The following is a 15,845-nucleotide window of genomic DNA, read 5'->3' on the forward strand; positions in this document are numbered from 1 at the left end:
CCGCCCCATGGGCCCCGGCGGCCCCGGACGGGGACCCGGCCGCCACGGCTTCCAGAAGCCCAAGGACCTGCGGGGGACCCTGGGAAAGCTGATGCGGTATCTGGGCCGGTACACCCGCCTGCTGGTGATCGTGGCGGTGCTGCTGGTCATCAGCTCCGTGTGCACCGTGGGCGGGTCCTACCTCATCAAGCCCCTCATCAACGACTATATCCTCCCCGGCGACTTCCCGGGCCTTGCCAGGATGCTGGCCATCATGGCGGCGGTCTATATCACCGGCGCGGCCTGCTCTTTCGGCTACGCCCGCATCATGGTCCATGTATCCCAGAACACCGTGGCCAAGATCCGTGCCGACCTCTTTGACCGGATGCAGACCCTGCCGCTGAAATTTTTCGACACCCACACCCACGGCGAGCTCATGAGCCGCTACACCAACGACATCGACACCATCTCCGAGGCCCTGAACAACAGCTTCGGCAGCCTCATCTCCTGCACGCTGAACTTCACCGGCACCATCATCATGATGATCGTGCTGAGCCCGGCCCTGACCCTCATCACTCTGGTGATGCTGGTGGTGATGCTGCGGGTGGTCAAGGTCATCGGCGGCCGCTCCCGGCGGTACTTTGCCGCCCAGCAGGCGGCCCTGGGCGCCGTCAACGGCTACATCGAGGAGATGATCGAGGGCCAGAAGGTCATCAAGGTCTTTAACCACGAGCACGCCGCCAAAGCGGATTTCCGCAAGCTCAACGAGGACTACCGCCACGCGGCCACCCGGGCCCAGGCCTACGGCGGCGCCATGATGCCCGCCATGGGCAACCTCAGCTATATCAACTACGCCATCACCTGCGGCGTGGGCGCCATCCTGGCCATCGGCAGCGGCACCTTCCAGCTGGGGGACCTGGCGGCCTTCCTCCAGTACACCCGGCAGGTCAGCCAGCCCATCACCCAGATCTCCCAGCAGGTGAACACCATCCTCTCCGCCGTGGCCGGCGCCGAGCGGGTCTTTGAGGTCATGGAGGCCCGGCCCGAGACCGACGCGGGCAAGGTGAAGCTGGTCCGGGTCACCGAGGACCGCGGCGGCAGTCTGACCGAGGCGGACTTCGACACCGGGGAGTGGGCCTGGAAGCAGCCCGACGGCACGCTGACCCAGGTCCGGGGCGACGTGCGCTTTGACCATGTGGTCTTTGGCTACGACGAGAAAAAGACCGTCCTCCACGACATCTCCCTGTACGCAAAGCCCGGCCAGAAGATCGCCTTCGTGGGCTCCACCGGCGCCGGCAAGACCACCATCACCAACCTCATCAACCGCTTCTACGAGATCCAGTCCGGCACCATCACCTACGACGGCATCGATGTCCGGGACATCGAGAAGGACTCCCTGCGCCGGTCCCTGGGCATCGTGCTCCAGGACACCCATCTCTTCACCGGCACCGTGGCCGACAACATCCGCTACGGCCGCCTGGAGGCCACCGACGAGGAGGTGGAGGCCGCCGCGGCCATGGCCGGAGCCGACGCCTTCATCCGCCGCCTGCCCCAGGGCTATCAGACCGTCCTCTCCGGCGACGGCGGGAACCTGAGCCAGGGCGAGCGGCAGCTGCTGAACATCGCCCGGGCGGCCTGCGCCAACCCGCCGGTGCTGATCCTGGACGAGGCGACCAGCTCCATCGACACCCGCACGGAAAAGCTCATCGAGCAGGGCATGGACCGGCTCATGGCGGGCCGCACCGTGTTCGTCATCGCCCACCGGCTCTCCACCGTCCGCAACGCCAAGGCCATCATGGTCCTGGAGCAGGGCGAGATCATCGAGCGGGGCGACCACGAGGACCTGCTGGCCCAGCACGGCCGGTACTACCAGCTCTACACCGGCCAGGCGGAACTGGACTGACCGCCGCTTTCCCCAAACCCAAAACAGAGAAACAGCGCACCCGGAATTCCGGGTGCGCTGTTTTGCGTCAGTAGTGCCAGTTGGCCGGGTTGCTGTCCGAAGAACTGATGTCCGGGTGGACCAGGTCCCCATCCTCCAAATCGGGGACATAGGGCACGTCCTGGCAGATGATGGTCCTGCCGTACACGTCCGTCACCACCGCGGCGATCTCGACGGTGTCCTGAGCGGTCAGATCCAGCCGCAGCTCCGGCAGACAGTAGAAGGAGCAGTCCTCAAAGCCGTGAAAGCTGTCGGGCTGTTCGCAGGGCTCCGCCCAGGCGGCCAGCTGCCGGTTTTTAAACAGCCCCACCCGCACGTCGGCGATGGCAGCGGCGCTGTCGGACCAGATCTGCTCCCGGGTCCAGAGATAGCGCTCGTGGCTGTTCTCCGTCAGCACCAGGGCTCCGTCTGTCAGGTCCATCCACATGAAGTTGCTTTGGATATCCACGGTGGGCATGGTGTCACTGTACAGGCTGTAAAACTGGTCCAGCAGTTGGGTGGAGCGGGTGCCGTCGGGGGCGATGAACACCACCGACACGGTAATGCTGTCCGTCAGTTCTGCGGTCAGGCCGGCGGAGAAGGTCTGTCCCGGCTCCAGAACCGCAGGTACCTCCACAGGGCCGCTGCCGCTGTCGGTCTGGAACACGGCGGTCATGCCCTCCACGTAGGTCTTGGGTACGGCCCAGGCCCGGAAGGATACCGTGTTGGCGGCAGGGTCCAGGGCGGTCTGCTCGCAGCCGTAGTCGGCGGTGAGACTGTTCTGGGCCTTCAATATCTCCTCCACACGGCTTGAGATGGAGCCGATCTGGCTGTTGACGGTGCTCTCCACCCGGGTGATGTTGTTTTGCAGAGTGCCATACTGCTGATCCATCCGATCCAGCTGTTTGGAGAGACTGTAAAGGCCGCCCACCAGACACAGCGCCGCAGCGATCACTGCCGCCTTCAGCCACTTCCGCCTGCGGCGGGAAGGGGGCTGGGGCAGGGCGGCGGTGTACCGCGCCACGATTTCCTCCACCATGCGCAGCTGGGCCTCCGTCAGCTCGCCTGTCTCCGGGGCGGGCTCCGCATCCGCTCCATCGTCCTGAGGCGGCTCCTCCACTCCCAGCAGCCACCCCACGGACACGCCGAAGAGGCGGCTCAGGGCGATCAGCTTGTCGATCTCCGGCAGGGCGGAGTCGCTCTCCCACTTGTAGATGGACTGCCGGGACACGCCCAGCTGCTCCCCCAGGGCCTCCTGGCTGAGCCCCAGCTCCTTTCGCTTTTGTCCCACGCGCTGTCCAATGGTCATGGGCGATCCCTCCTTTTCGGTGCCAGCGTAACAGAAACAGCCCGTTCCGGGCCACCAACCGCCGGGCGGCACCGTGTCAACCTGCGGTTAGCAAAGGCGGAAACCCGCTGCGCCCCAAGACGTTCCGGTCACAGCAGCTTTTCGTAGCAGTTCAGTGTCTCGTGGATGAACCCCATGAAGAAGAACTCCGCCGCCCCGGCGTACCGGTAGCCGATGGAGGGATAGAGGCGGTTGGCGGGGAGGTTCCCCTCCCAGGTGTCCAGCCGGATGACGGTCTTGCCCTGGCGGCGGCACTCGGTCTCGCAGAAGGCCGCCAGTTCCCGGGCCAGGCCCCGCCCGGACCAGTTCGGGTGGATGCAGAGCGTGTGGATCACGCCCACCTGGTCCCGCCGGGCCGGGATGGACCAGGGGATGGCGTCGTACTCCGGCAGCTGATCGCCGTTGAGGTTCACCACGCCCCAGAGGGCGCCGCCCTCCTCGCCCACGTACAGGGTCCCTGCCTCCAGGGCGGCGCGGGCGGTGTCGGCGGTGGGGTATTTACCCCGCTGCCAGTTGGTGTAGACGGGGCCCTGCTCCTCCCGGTCCAGAATGGCGTTGTAGATGGCCTCCACGCCGGGCAGGTCGGCGGCCGTGGCTTTTCGGATCATGGATGTACCTCCTCATGGATTTCGTCGCCCCGGCGGCAGACCGGGGAGGATGAAAACGGCGCGCCGCCGGGGCAGCGCGCCGTTGCTTTTTTGGATCAGTTCTGCGGGGCGTCCGACTTGTTCTCCGCCGGAGCGCTTTCCGCCGGGGCGTCCGGCTTGTCCTCCGCTGGGGCGTCCGCCTGGGCGGGCTGGTCCTCCGGGAGCTCCGGGGCCTCGATCTTCTGGGAGATCATGTGGACCTTCTTGGCCGCCGGCTCGATCACGTCCGGGGTGGAGGGGCGGAAGCCGTCCTGCCGGGTGGAGGCGTAGGGGTTCTCCACCAGAGCGGGGTCCCGGCCTTCGATGATGGCTACCATCTCCGCGCCGGTAATGGTCTCCTTCTCCATCAGGTAGGCCACCACCTTGTCCATGTCATCCCGGCTCTCTTGGATGACCTCCACGGCGGCCTTGTAGCACTTGTCCAGCAGCTCCTTGACCGCCTGGTCCATGCGGGCGGCGGTGTCCTGGGCGCAGTCCATGCCGTAGCCGCCGTCCAGGTACTGGTTGCGGCGGGAGGCCAGGGCCATCATGCCGAACTCGTCGCTCATGCCGAACATGGCTACCATGTTCCGCGCCACGTTGGTGGCGTCCTGGATATCCTGGCTGGCGCCGTTGGTCATGGTGTGCATGACCACCTCCTCGGCGGCGCGGCCGCCCATGGAGACGGTGATCTTGGCCATGAGCTCGTCCTTGGTGCGCAGCTCCGTCTTGTCCTCCTCGGGCATCAGCAACGTGTAGCCCAGAGACCCCTGGGTGTGGGGGACAATGGTGATCTTCTGGACCGGCTCGGTGTTCTTCTGCTTGTAAGCCACCATGGCGTGGCCCACCTCGTGGTAGGCCACCAGCTTCTTCTCGAACTCGGTGAGGACGCTGCCCTTTTTCTCCGTGCCGGCGATGACCAGCTCAAAGGCGGCCAGCAGGTCCTCCTGGGTCACCAGCTTGCGGCCCTTGCGCACGGCCCGGAGGGCCGCCTCGTTGACCAGGTTTGCAAGGTCCGCGCCCACGCACCCGGCGGTGGCCAGGGCCACCTTCTTGAGGTCCACGTCCTCGCCCAGCTTGATGTTGCGGGTGTGGACCTGGAGCGTGGCGATGCGCCCGGCCAGGTTGGGCCGGTCGATGGTGATGCGCCGGTCGAAGCGGCCGGGCCGGAGCAATGCCTGGTCCAAGACCTCGGGGCGGTTGGTGGCGGCCAGAAGGATGACGCCCTTGGTGGGGTCGAAGCCGTCCATCTCCGCCAGCAGCTGGTTGAGGGTCTGCTCCCGCTCGTCATTGCCGCCCATGCGGTTGTCGCGGGACTTGCCGATGGTGTCGATCTCGTCGATGAACACGATGCAGGGGGCCACCTTGCTGGCCTCCTTAAAGAGGTCCCGGACGCGGGATGCGCCCACGCCCACGAACATCTCCACGAAGTCGGAGCCGGAGATGGAGAAGAAGGGCACGTTGGCCTCGCCGGCCACGGCCTTTGCAAGCAGGGTCTTGCCGGTGCCCGGAGGGCCCACCAGCAGCGCGCCCTTGGGGAGCTTGGCGCCGATCTCCGTGTATTTCTGGGGGTTGTGGAGGAAGTCGATGATCTCCGTCAAAGACTCCTTGGCCTCGTCCTGACCGGCCACGTCCCGGAAGGTGACGCCGGTGGACTTCTCCATGTACACCTTGGCGTTGGCCTTGCCCACGCCGCCGATGCCGCCGATGCCTCCCATGCCGCCCTTCTTGTTGATCCAGCGCATGGCCAGGGAGAACATCAGGAAGATGAACACGAAGGGCACCACATAGCTGATGAGGACCGCCAGAATGGGGTTCATGGCGGCCTGATAGGGCTCACCCAGAGGGACGCCGGCCTCCTCGCAGCGGGCGGTGATGGCGTCGCCGCTCTCCGTGGGGACGCAGTAGAGGTGGTAGTCCGTCTCATAGGTGGTCCCGGTCTCCGGGTCCTTGTACACGTACCCCTCCACGGGGGTGATGACCAGGGTGCCCTCGGTGCTGTCCACCTGGACCTCACGGACCTGACCCTCCTCCAGCAGGTCCAGGAAATCCGTGTACCGGATCTCCGCGGAGCCGGTGTGGCTGGCAGCGCTTCCCAGGTAATTGCTGGCATAGCTGATGACGATGGTCAGCAGCGCCGCCCAGCACAGCAGGGAGATCACGCCCCGCCAGTTGCTGTTTTTGTCGTTTTTGTTGTTTTTGTTGTCGTTTTGGTTCATGTATGGAACTCCTCTCAGGTGAAAGGCAAAATACCCTTACAAATAAAGGGATGAAATCCTTGCAAGTATAACACAGAAGCGGCGGGGCTACAAGGAAAAGCCTTGGATTTTTGATGAAATTTCTGTGAATTCCACTTTATTGTGTCCGGCGGCTATGGTATACTAAACTGCAAATGTGAGAAAAAGAGCCCGCTGGAAAGACCGCTCCGGCGGGGTGAAGAAGTTTGCTTGGGGGAGACACCATGGACCAACAGAGAAAAAACGACCTGACCGCCGGAGCCGACGGCATCATCGAGGGCCGCAACGCCGTCATCGAGGCCCTGCGGGCCGGGGAGACCATTGATAAGATCTACCTGCAAAAGGGCGAGACGGACCGGACCCTGGGCCACATCGCCTCCACGGCCCGCGCCGCCGGCGTGGTGGTGGTGGAGGCGGACAAGCGCAAGCTGGACGCCATGAGCCGCACCCACGCCCACCAGGGTGTCATCGCCCTGGCGGCGGTGCGGGAATATGTCAGCGTGGAGAGCATCCTCTCCGCCGCGGCAGAGAAGGGGGAGGCGCCGCTGATCGTGGTGTGCGACGAGATCTCCGATCCCCACAATCTGGGCGCCATCATCCGCACCGCCGAGTGCGCCGGGGCCCACGGGGTGGTGATCCCCAAGCGCCGCAGCGCCGGGCTCACCGCCGTGGTGGCCAAGACCTCCGCCGGCGCCGTGGCCCACATGCCTGTGGCTCGGGTGCCCAACATCCCCACGCTGCTCAAGGATCTGAAAAAGCAGGGGGTGTGGGTGTTCGGCACCGCCGCCGGAGGGACCACCTCCCTCTATGACGCGGATCTGAAGGGCCCTGCCGCCATCGTCATCGGCAGCGAGGGCGACGGCATGACCCGCCTGGCCATGGAAACGTGCGACTTTCTCGTCAGCATCCCCATGCGGGGCAAGCTGAACTCCCTCAATGCCAGCGCCGCCGCCGCCATTTTGCTGTACGAGGCGGTGCGCCAGAGAGGCTGACCTTTACGAAAACCACGGAATAAAGAGGTTGGATATGGTTCCAAAGGACGCGGACAATCGATATGACGATCTGCTCTCCGGCGGCGTGCCCGCCGCCTCGGAGGACTACTCTCTGGAGGAGATCCTGGCGGAGTTCGGCGCAGGGGAGGAGCAGCGGCTGCTGCGGGGCACCGAGGCAGAGGAGACACCGCCCTCCGCTCCGCCGCAGCCCCGGCAGAGGGAGGCCGCTCCTGCTCAAGCCCCGGCGCAGCCCCGGCGAAAGGAGGCCGCCCCGGCCGTCCCGGCGCAGCCGGAGCCGCCGGAGGCGGAGCTGCCCCCCGCCCCCCGGCCCATCCCGCTGGAGGAAGTGGTGGGCAGCACCGTGGACGCGGTGATGGAGGAGAGCCGGGAGCCTCTGCTCAAGCCCCGGCGGCGCCGGGGCCTGTTCTCCCGCAAGCCCATGGAGGAAGAGGAGACGGAGGAGCTGTACCAGCGGCCTCCGGCCCCTGAGCCGGAGCCGGAGGCAGAGCCCATCGGGCCGGAGCCGGACCTTGTGGATGTGTCGGAGGCCTGCCGCCGGGAGAGCCGGATCCTCAGCGCACCCCTGCCAGCGGCGGCGGTGGTGTCGCTGCTGCCGGCGGTGCTGCTGGCGGCGGAGACCTACGGGCTGGAGATCCCCTTCTGGACCGGACAGGTGAAAAACCAGTGCCTGGTGCTGCTGGGCTGCCTGGCGGTGGTGTCGCTGCTGGCCCGGCGGGTGTACCTGCGGGCGTTCCGGCTGCTGAGCCGCAGGCGCTGCTCCAGCCAGCTGCTGGCAGTGCTGTCGGCTCTGGCCTCGGCGGCGGACTGTGTGCTGTATCTGACGTCCCAGGCCCGTTCCGCCGCCATGCCCTACGCCGCCGTCAGCTGTATGGCGCTGACCTTCGCCCTGTGGGGCGCCGCCCGGGAGGGCGAGGGTTATCGGGATACCTTTCGGGCGGCGGCTGTGGACGACGAGCCGCCGTACCTGGTGACGGAGACGGAGCGGGGCGCCTGCAAGCAGCGGGGCGCCGTGCGGGGGTTCTACACCACCGCCGTCCGGGACGACGCGGTGACGGTCTGGCAGGCGGTGCTGCTGCCGGTGGTGCTGGTGGCCACGGTGGTGTTTGCCGGGCTCAGCTCCCTGGGCCAGGGCAGGGGGGCGGACTTCCTGCTCAACTGGTCCGCCATATTGGCGGCGGGAGCCACCTTTGCCCTGCCCCTTTGCTGGGCGCTGCCCTTTTCCAAGCTGGCCCGCCACCTGCAAAAAACCGGCTGCGCCGTGGCCGGCTGGAGCGGGGCGGAGAAGATCAGCAGCCAGCGCCGCATGATTTTGACCGACGGAGACCTCTTTCCCCCGGGCACCATCCAGCTCAACGGCGTCAAGGTCTTTGGCGAGGAGCTGGGACAGGCCGCCTCTTACGCGGCCACGCTGGCCCGGTGCGCCGGGTGCGGCCTGGAGCGGGTCTTTGACGGGCTGCTGCGCAGCGAGGGCGGCCGCTATCAGGAGGCCCAGGACTTCAGCTTCTACGAGGAGGGCGGCTATTCCGCCACCATCCACGGTGAGACGGTGCTGCTGGGCACCGCCTCCTTCATGCGGAAGATGGAGGTGCGCCTGCCGGGGAACATCAACCTCAAGACCGGGATCTTCCTGGCGGTGGACCGGCAGCTGGCCGCGGCCTTCGCGGTGAAGTACCACGCCGCCGAGAATGTGGATTTCGCTCTGCGGATGATGCGCCGCAGCCGCGTGACGCCGGTGCTGGCGTCCCGGGACCCCAACATCACCCCGGCCCTTTTGAAGCGCAAGTTCCACAAGGGCGTGAAGGTGGAGTACCCGGACCTGACGGACCGGGTGGCCCTCAGCGAGGCGGAGCAGGACCGGGGACTGCCCCGGGGCCTGATCTTCCGGGAGGGACTGCTGCCCTATGCCGAGGCTGTGTGCGGCAGCCGCCGGCTGTGCCGGGCGGTGCGGCGGGCGGCGGGGCTGTCCTTCTTCGCCAGTGCCGCCGGGACGCTGCTGACGTCCTATCTGGCGTTCCAGGGGTCCTACGACCTGCTCTCCCCGCTGGCGCTGCTGGTGTTCAGCCTGCTGTGGACGGCGCCGGTGCTGCTGATGGCCGACTGGACCGGCCGCTACTGAGCCGGAACCCACCCGAAAAACAGCGGAGGGCCGCCCGCCGGGCGGCCCTTTATTGATTGGAAGAATGCTGTAAGGCCCCGTCGTCTGCCGGAACGCTGCGCGGGCACAAAAACGCCCGGGAGCAGTGGGACCTGTTCCGGGCGGCACCGGGGCTGTTATAAAATTCATGTGAATGGAGGCAAGCTGCCATGAAAAGAAGATTCCTCGCCGTATGCTGTGCCCTGGCCCTGGTGCTGGGTGCCGTTCCCGCCGCCGGCGCCCTGGAGGGGGAGGCCCGGCGTTCCGCCGATATTCTGGTGACCCTGGGCCTGGCGGACGATGCCGGCGATCTTACCGCCCCCGCAACCCGGGGCCAGGCGGCGGAGCTGCTGGTGAAGCTGGCCGGAGCGGAGCAGGAGGCCGCGGCCTCCCGCTGGACCGCCGGGTTCCTGGACGTGACGGCCCAGGCGGCCGCCGCCGTGAACTACGCCGCCCGCCAGGGCTGGATCAGCGGCGTTACGGCCACGGCCTTCCAGCCCGGCAGGACCGTCACCGCCAATGCCTGGAGCGCCTTTTTGCTGCGGATGCTGGGATACAGCGACAAGGACGGGGACTTCACCGTCACTGACGCCGCCCGCTTTGCCCAGCGGATCGGGCTCTTTCCCGCCGCCTGGGACGGCGCCATGACCCTGGGTGACCTGTATGAGACCGCCGCTGCGGCTCTGACCTTCTCCTACCGGGACGGCAGCGGCACCGTGATCGGCCGCATGGTGGAACAGGGTGCCGTCACCCGCTCCGCGGCCAACGCCCTGGGGCTCCTGACCCCCACCCTCACCGCCCGGCAGGCGGCGGACCGGTACGCCTCCGCCGTGTTCTGCCTCCAGGTCTACGAGAGCCAGGAGGCACTTCGGGAGAATACGCCCTCCGCCGCGGCCAGCGGCTTCTTCATCCGTGAGGACGGACTGGCGGTTACCAATTACCACTCCATCGAAGGAGGGGAGACCGCCTTCGCCATCCTCTCCACAGGAGAGGTCTGCGCCGTGGAGAGCGTGGTCTACTATGACAGCGGCATCGACATCGCGGTACTCCGGATCGCCCGGACCACCCGGGACGGCACCGCTGTTTCCGCTTTCAACCATCTGGACATGGTTTCCACCGCCGACGTCCGCCCCGGCGACACGGTCTACACCATCAGCAACCCCCTGGGCATGGGTCTGGCCGTCAGCACCGGCGTCATCAGCGCCACAGACCGGGAGGTGGAGCGCTACGCTCTGCCCTGCATCATGAACACCGCCGACATCTCCAAGGGCAGCAGCGGCGGCGCGCTGCTCAACGAGTATGGCCAGGCCATCGCCGTCACCTCCGGCGCCTACCTCTACGGCAACAACATGTATCTGGCCGTCCCCATCGACCCGGTCCTCACCGCGGACCTGACGGTCCCCGGCCAGCCCCTGGCAAAGGCCTCCGGCGCCGCCTGAGGCCGCCCTCCGCGCAGCAAAAGGCCGCCCCTTTCGGGGCGGCTTTTTCCGTCTGTGGTATTTGTCAGCGGCAGTCCCCGTGATCCAGCAGGAACGCCTCCAGCTCCTCCGCTGTCCGGACCACCGCCACGGCGCCGGCCTGCGCCAGCTCGCCGGGGGCGGCGTAGCCGAAGAACTCCACGCCCACGCAGTCGATGCCGCACTCCCGGGCGCCCAGCACGTCGAACTTCCGGTCGCCCACCATCAAGATGGCGGGTTTGTCGGCCTCGGTGAGGCCCAGGCGGCGCATGGTCTCCCGGATCACGTCCGCCTTGCTCCAGTCTCCCACCGGCGGGCTGCCGGTGATGGCCGCCATGGAGGGCGCGAAACCGAACTTCTCACAGATGGGCACGCACATCTCCTCCGGCTTGGAGGAGGCCAGTGCCAGCACGAAGCCCCGCTCCTTCAGCCGCGCGCACAGCTCCGGCATCCCGGGAGCCGCGGCGTTTTCGAACTTCCCGATGGGCGCGTAGCGCTCCCGGAACAGACGGATGCCCTCCAGGGCCTCCTCCTCGGTGAAGCCGCAGTACTCCATGTAGGAGTCCTGAAGGGGCGGGCCGATGAAGTTCAGCAGCGTCTCCGTCGGCGGGACGGGCCGTCCCATCTTCTCCAGAGCGTAGCGCAGGCAGTTGAGGATGCCCTCCTTGGAGTCGGTCAGGGTCCCGTCCAGATCAAAAAATATGTAGTGATACATCAAATCTTCTCCTCTTGTCTCTCACGGAGAAAATTCTATCATGCCCGCTCCGCTTTCGCAAGGGGGCGGGAGCCGTTTTTCCTCTTTGGGCAAAAAGGCAGTGCCTCCGGGGGATTCTTTTGGAAAACATCCGCAAACAAATGCCGGGGCGGTGCAAAGCACCGCCCCGGCATGACATCCCGGCCCTCACGCCGGGCGGCCGGCTTCTCCGTCGTCTCCGCCGGCGGAGCGTGTCCGCTTCCGCCGGGAGAGGATACTTTTCACGCCGCCGGCCAGCAGTCCCAGCCCCGTGAGGCCCCCCGCCGCCAGCACCGCCCGCCGGAGCCGCAGCCAGGGCAGCACCTCTCCGTCCCGCTGAGCCTTCATCTGGGGCCACCACTCGTCAAACCGGGCGTCCTGCATCACGTCCTCTCCGAACCGCTGGATCCAGGGGGCGATGGCGGCGTCAAACTTCCCGTCCGCCCAGACCCACAGCGCCCAGAACGTCGCCAGCCACACTCCGGCGGCAAAGAGCAGGGCCTTCTGCCCCCGATTCAGGCGCGGTCCCAAAAGCCCCCGCTCCGGCCCCGCCAGGCGCCGCCCTGCCAGGGTGAAACCCGCGATCAGCACCAGCAGCCCTGCGCAGAAGATCACGGGCTTCCACTGGTCGTGGGTATAGGGGACTGTCAAGGTCCCCAGGTCCACGCTCTCCCAGTCCGGCGTCCCCAGCCGCAGCAGGCACACGAAGGCGTACCACTGGAGGGCGGCGGAGAGCAGGAGCTTGCGCAGCAGGTTCAGCCAGAAGGTGCCCTCCGCCTCCACGCCGCCGTACCGCACCGGGTGGGCCGCCAGCACGAAGCCGATCCACCCCATGGCCACCGACAGGGGCAGCGCCGCCAGGCTCACATAGGGAATGCCCAGCCGCGCCGTCACCGCCAGGGCCAGGGATACGGCAAAACACACGTCGAACCGCAGCCGCAGCCGGGACATGAGCCGCCGCTTCAGCGCCGCCGTCTCCGGCGGGCTCTCCTGCCGCAGGGTCCGGCCTGCCAGAATGTCGTCGGCGGTGACGCCGTACAGCTCCGCCAGGGCCGGCAGTACCGTGATCTCCGGGAACCCTCCCCCGGTCTCCCACTTACTGACGGTCTTGTTGGAAACGCCCAGGATCTCCGCCGCGGCCTCCTGGGTCAGCCCCTTGGCCTTTCGCAGCATGGCGAGATACGCCCCGGTCTTGTTGGTGTCCATGGCCGTCCTCCTTTCTCTCTGGATCCATGCTACCGGATGGGGCGGAAACTGTCCACCCCCGCTGGCGGAAGCGGACTCTGCGGAGCGCAGACTTCCTCCAACTCCCTGGGATCACAGGGCTCCCGGCGCACCGCTCTCCGTTTTCAGATCCGCCCACAGCAGATCCGCCAGCACCCAGGCCAGGGGGATCAGGGCCACCCAGATGGCCTTGCCCTGGATCCGGCGGCACAGCACGGTGGACAGCACGCCGCCCAGCACGAACACCGCCAGCATCCCCAGGTGGCACAGGCTCCGCCGGACGTACTGCCGCTCCCGGGTCCGCAGGGCCATGCAGCAGGCGATGCCGGTCTGGCGCAGGTGGTTGGTGCAGAAGGTGGTGGCCATAGGAACGCCCTCCGCCGCCCGGAAGGTGTTGTACTGCATGGAGCAGATGAAGTTGATGGCCACCTGGGAGATCTGGAAGGGCGCCGTCTCCGGCAGCAGACCCAGGACGAACACAGCTGCCATCTCCACGGCCACCAGCACCGTCTCCCACTGGGTGGGCAGGCGCCAGCGGTCGGAGGTCCGGGCGGCCTCCGACAAAAAGGCGCCCAGGAAATAGGCGCTCATGGGGATCAGATAGTACAGGGCCTTTCCCCAGTGGGCGTCGCCGGCCGCCATGGCGAACAGCACGAAGTTGGCGGTCTGGGCGTTGCAGAACACGCCGCCCCGGATGGTGTAGGTAAAGGCGCCGAAGTAGCCGCCCACAAACATCAGGATGGTGAAGATCCACCACCGCTGGCTCTCCGGATAGTCCGTGCCGTCCCGTTTGCGCAAATGAAGCATCCCGGTCCCTCCCGATCCGCCGCACCGGTCTTTTGCGGCGTTTTTCTCCATGATAGTACGGCCTTCGGCCGGATTCAAGAAAAACCTGCCCGCTGGAGGGAAAAGGGAGGGGACCGCATTGCGGTCCCCTCCCGAAAGATCCCCCGACAGTGTGTCCGCCTCCCGCGCCAGCCCCACGAGGGGCCGGAGGCGCCGGAGAAGGCGCTCAGAACTTCAGCTTCCAGACCACCTCGCCGGTGGTCAGGGTGTCCCCGCTGCGCAGGGCGCAGGGCATGGAGATGGCCGTGCCGTTGACCCGGGTGCCGTTCTGGGACCCCAGGTCCTCCAGGTACACGGTGTCCTCCGCCAGGAACACCCGGGCGTGCCGCCGGGAGACGGAGGGGTCGTCAAAGACGATGTCGCAGGTGCCGTCCCGGCCCACGGTCAGCTCCCGGACCAGGGTGTATTCCGGGCTGTCCCCGGCCAGGGTGCCGCAGACCGTCTCCACCCGCAGGAAGATCCCCGCCGCCTCCGGAGCCGGAGGCGCGGCCGGGGCCGCCGGGGCGGCGGGCTGTTTCTTTTTCCGCAGCAGCACCGCGGCCAGGGCCGCCGCCAGCACTGCGGCTCCCCCGATGATCCACACCAGGGGCGGCACGGCGGGGCCGCCGTCCGGCTCCTCCGCCGGGGCGGCCTGGGCCGCCGCGCCGGTGTTCCCGGAGGGCGGCAGCTGGACCGGCGGCTCCGTCTGGTCGTCCGCCGTCTCCGCCTGCTCCGGCAGGTCCACGGTGCTCTCCGCCCGGCACAGCAGCTCGCCGCCGGAGGCGAAGGTGACGGTGAGGGGCTGGTCCGCGCCGGAGGCGGTGCAGCCGGTCAGGTCGAAGCCGGTGACCAGCATGGCGCCGTTGAGGGCGGCCAGCTGCTCCGCGGCCTCCGCCGCGGCGGCGGGATCCGCCGCCGCGCAGCTGGTGCCGCCGGAGGCCTCCGCCAGCAGGCCCAGGGACTCGATGGCCCCGCTGTCTCCGCCCACGCCCACGGCGTGGAGCATCACGTCCGAGCCGCTCAGCCGCTCCAGCAGGTCCTCGTGGGAGACGCCGCCCGCCGGGTCGTACTGGACGGCGTCGGACAGCACCACCATGCACCGCAGCTCACTGCCCTCCCGGGGGATGGCCTCGAAGGCGTCCAGAGCCTGGTCAATGCAGCTGTGGAGGCGGGTGACGTCCTCGTCAAAGGGCAGGGCCTCCATGGCCTCCGCCAGGTCCTCCGCCGGGATCTCCTCCGCCGACAGGGAGACGGCGTCGCCGAAGGTGGCCAGGAGGTAGCGGGTGTGCTCGCCCCCCTGGGCGGCCAGAGCCCCGGCGTAGGCCGCCAGCTCCTCCCGGAAAGGCGGCATGGATGTGGAGTTGTCCACCAGCAGCAGATAGGTCACGGGGGACCCGGCCTGGCGCACCGTCTCCAGGGCGTGGGCGGCGGAGAAGGTCTGGCCGCCGATCCCGGCCCGGGCCTGGGTGACGGGCCGGTCGGTCTCCGCCAGCTCCACGTAGGTATACAGGGTGCTGTCCTGCACGAAGGCCCGGACGATCTCCGCGCCCTCCGCCGCCAGGGCGTTTACGCACAGCAGCCCCGCCGCGGCGCAGGCCGCCAGGGCCCCAAGCAGTCGTCTCATGGTCATTCCTCCACAAATACGGTGATGAGGGAAAAGTTGTCGTTGCCCGGCGGGGTGCGGCGGATGTGCCGCAGCAGCATCAGCCGGGCCCACTGCTCCGGGGTCTGCGCCTTCAGGCAGTCCGCCAGGATCTCCTCCCGGTACACATACTCCCAAAAGCCGTCGGAGCACAGCAAAAAGGCCTGGCCCGGCGCCAGGGGCGCCGAGGCGGTCTCCGGGGAACAGGTCTCCCGGCCCAGCACCCGCAGCAAACTGGAGCGGTCGTCGTCGTGGTAGACGTCCATCCGGGAGATCTCGCCCCCCAGGAACTTGCGGTAGGTGACGGAGTGGTCCGCGGTCAGCTGGGTGCACCCCCCCTCTGCCACCCGGTAGAGCCGGGAGTCGCCGATGTGGCCCCAGAGGGCGGTGCCCCCCTCCAGCCACAGCGCCGCGGCGGTGGTGCGCATCTCCTCCTGGCCGGGGAGCTTCTGCCCCTCCAGGATGTCCCCGTTGGCCCGGACAAAGGCCTCCCGCAGGGCGGCCTCCCCGGCCTCGCCGGCGGACAGGCAGGCCCGGCAGACCGCCTCCGCCGCCAGGGCGGAGGCCACCTCCCCCCGGCCGTGTCCGCCCAGACCGTCGGCCAGGACGAACACCTCCCGGCCGTCGCCGTGGCCCAGGCGGAGGCTGTCCTCATTGTGGGCCCGGCCGCCCTGGTTGGTATAGGAATAGGCGGTGATCGTCATAC

At 67.7% G+C, this 15,845-nt stretch carries 12 protein-coding genes; 4 read left to right on the forward strand and 8 right to left on the reverse strand.

The features are described from left to right. Positions 1–7: 7 nt before the first annotated feature. Positions 8–1,882, forward strand: a complete 1,875-nt coding sequence (locus tag ACVDHE_RS08290; RefSeq protein ID WP_458886164.1) for an ABC transporter ATP-binding protein — start codon at positions 8–10, stop codon at positions 1,880–1,882. 67 nt (positions 1,883–1,949) lie between these two features. Here the strand turns inward: ACVDHE_RS08290 and ACVDHE_RS08295 are convergent, their stop codons facing one another. The 3 genes from ACVDHE_RS08295 to ftsH all read right to left on the reverse strand — a co-directional run bounded on the left by ACVDHE_RS08295 (position 1,950) and on the right by ftsH (position 6,093). After that, a complete protein-coding gene (locus tag ACVDHE_RS08295) occupies positions 1,950–3,209 on the reverse strand; it encodes a helix-turn-helix domain-containing protein (protein ID WP_458884284.1) in 1,260 nt (419 codons plus the stop codon). A gap of 128 nt (positions 3,210–3,337) precedes the next feature. After that, complete coding sequence (locus ACVDHE_RS08300; protein WP_458884285.1) at positions 3,338–3,856, reverse strand: GNAT family N-acetyltransferase; 519 nt, start codon at positions 3,854–3,856, stop codon at positions 3,338–3,340. Between the two features lie 95 nt (positions 3,857–3,951). Beyond that, the gene (gene ftsH, locus ACVDHE_RS08305) at positions 3,952–6,093 is read right to left on the reverse strand and encodes an ATP-dependent zinc metalloprotease FtsH (protein ID WP_458884286.1); all 2,142 of its coding nucleotides are present in this window, start codon (positions 6,091–6,093) and stop codon (positions 3,952–3,954) included. Positions 6,094–6,335: 242 nt separating this feature from the next. Here ftsH and rlmB point away from each other — a divergent pair, with 242 nt between their 5' ends. The 3 genes from rlmB (at position 6,336) to ACVDHE_RS08320 (ending at position 10,697) form a co-directional block, all read left to right on the forward strand. Further along, on the forward strand, positions 6,336–7,103 hold the full coding sequence (gene rlmB, locus ACVDHE_RS08310; RefSeq protein WP_213037584.1) for a 23S rRNA (guanosine(2251)-2'-O)-methyltransferase RlmB: 768 nt from the start codon (positions 6,336–6,338) through the stop codon (positions 7,101–7,103). 34 nt (positions 7,104–7,137) lie between these two features. After that, positions 7,138–9,240, forward strand: coding sequence for a hypothetical protein (locus tag ACVDHE_RS08315; protein ID WP_458884288.1), 2,103 nt, complete (start codon positions 7,138–7,140; stop codon positions 9,238–9,240). Positions 9,241–9,428: 188 nt separating this feature from the next. Then, positions 9,429–10,697 (forward strand): S1C family serine protease, encoded by a 1,269-nt coding sequence (locus ACVDHE_RS08320; RefSeq protein ID WP_458884289.1) that lies wholly within the window; start codon positions 9,429–9,431, stop codon positions 10,695–10,697. A gap of 64 nt (positions 10,698–10,761) precedes the next feature. On the opposite strand, the gene ACVDHE_RS08325 is transcribed toward ACVDHE_RS08320, so the two are convergent. The 5 genes from ACVDHE_RS08325 to ACVDHE_RS08345 form a co-directional block, all read right to left on the reverse strand. Further along, on the reverse strand, positions 10,762–11,430 hold the full coding sequence (locus ACVDHE_RS08325) for an HAD hydrolase-like protein (protein ID WP_213037587.1): 669 nt from the start codon (positions 11,428–11,430) through the stop codon (positions 10,762–10,764). Positions 11,431–11,616: 186 nt separating this feature from the next. Beyond that, positions 11,617–12,654: a helix-turn-helix domain-containing protein gene (locus tag ACVDHE_RS08330; RefSeq protein ID WP_458884290.1), complete on the reverse strand. Its 1,038-nt coding sequence runs from the start codon at positions 12,652–12,654 to the stop codon at positions 11,617–11,619. 111 nt (positions 12,655–12,765) lie between these two features. After that, a complete protein-coding gene (locus ACVDHE_RS08335) occupies positions 12,766–13,479 on the reverse strand; it encodes a YoaK family protein (RefSeq protein ID WP_213037589.1) in 714 nt (237 codons plus the stop codon). 205 nt (positions 13,480–13,684) lie between these two features. Further along, the gene (locus ACVDHE_RS08340; protein ID WP_458884291.1) at positions 13,685–15,121 is read right to left on the reverse strand and encodes an FHA domain-containing protein; all 1,437 of its coding nucleotides are present in this window, start codon (positions 15,119–15,121) and stop codon (positions 13,685–13,687) included. Positions 15,122–15,123: 2 nt separating this feature from the next. Beyond that, entirely contained in the window at positions 15,124–15,843 is a 720-nt protein-coding gene (locus tag ACVDHE_RS08345; RefSeq protein WP_458884292.1) for a PP2C family protein-serine/threonine phosphatase, read from the reverse strand. Between the last annotated feature and the right edge of the window lie 2 nt (positions 15,844–15,845).

This window comes from Dysosmobacter sp. Phy (assembly GCF_054476235.1).

What these genes read in the sequence shown, in the direction of transcription:
- ACVDHE_RS08290 (WP_458886164.1), top strand. Translation starts at nt 8, where the DNA reads ATGGGCCCCGGCGGCCCCGGACGGGGACCCGGCCGCCACGGCTTCCAG.
- ACVDHE_RS08295 (WP_458884284.1), bottom strand. Translation starts at nt 3,209, where the DNA reads ATGACCATTGGACAGCGCGTGGGACAAAAGCGAAAGGAGCTGGGGCTC.
- ACVDHE_RS08300 (WP_458884285.1), bottom strand. Translation starts at nt 3,856, where the DNA reads ATGATCCGAAAAGCCACGGCCGCCGACCTGCCCGGCGTGGAGGCCATC.
- ftsH (WP_458884286.1), bottom strand. Translation starts at nt 6,093, where the DNA reads ATGAACCAAAACGACAACAAAAACAACAAAAACGACAAAAACAGCAAC.
- rlmB (WP_213037584.1), top strand. Translation starts at nt 6,336, where the DNA reads ATGGACCAACAGAGAAAAAACGACCTGACCGCCGGAGCCGACGGCATC.
- ACVDHE_RS08315 (WP_458884288.1), top strand. Translation starts at nt 7,138, where the DNA reads ATGGTTCCAAAGGACGCGGACAATCGATATGACGATCTGCTCTCCGGC.
- ACVDHE_RS08320 (WP_458884289.1), top strand. Translation starts at nt 9,429, where the DNA reads ATGAAAAGAAGATTCCTCGCCGTATGCTGTGCCCTGGCCCTGGTGCTG.
- ACVDHE_RS08325 (WP_213037587.1), bottom strand. Translation starts at nt 11,430, where the DNA reads ATGTATCACTACATATTTTTTGATCTGGACGGGACCCTGACCGACTCC.
- ACVDHE_RS08330 (WP_458884290.1), bottom strand. Translation starts at nt 12,654, where the DNA reads ATGGACACCAACAAGACCGGGGCGTATCTCGCCATGCTGCGAAAGGCC.
- ACVDHE_RS08335 (WP_213037589.1), bottom strand. Translation starts at nt 13,479, where the DNA reads ATGCTTCATTTGCGCAAACGGGACGGCACGGACTATCCGGAGAGCCAG.
- ACVDHE_RS08340 (WP_458884291.1), bottom strand. Translation starts at nt 15,121, where the DNA reads ATGAGACGACTGCTTGGGGCCCTGGCGGCCTGCGCCGCGGCGGGGCTG.
- ACVDHE_RS08345 (WP_458884292.1), bottom strand. Translation starts at nt 15,843, where the DNA reads ATGACGATCACCGCCTATTCCTATACCAACCAGGGCGGCCGGGCCCAC.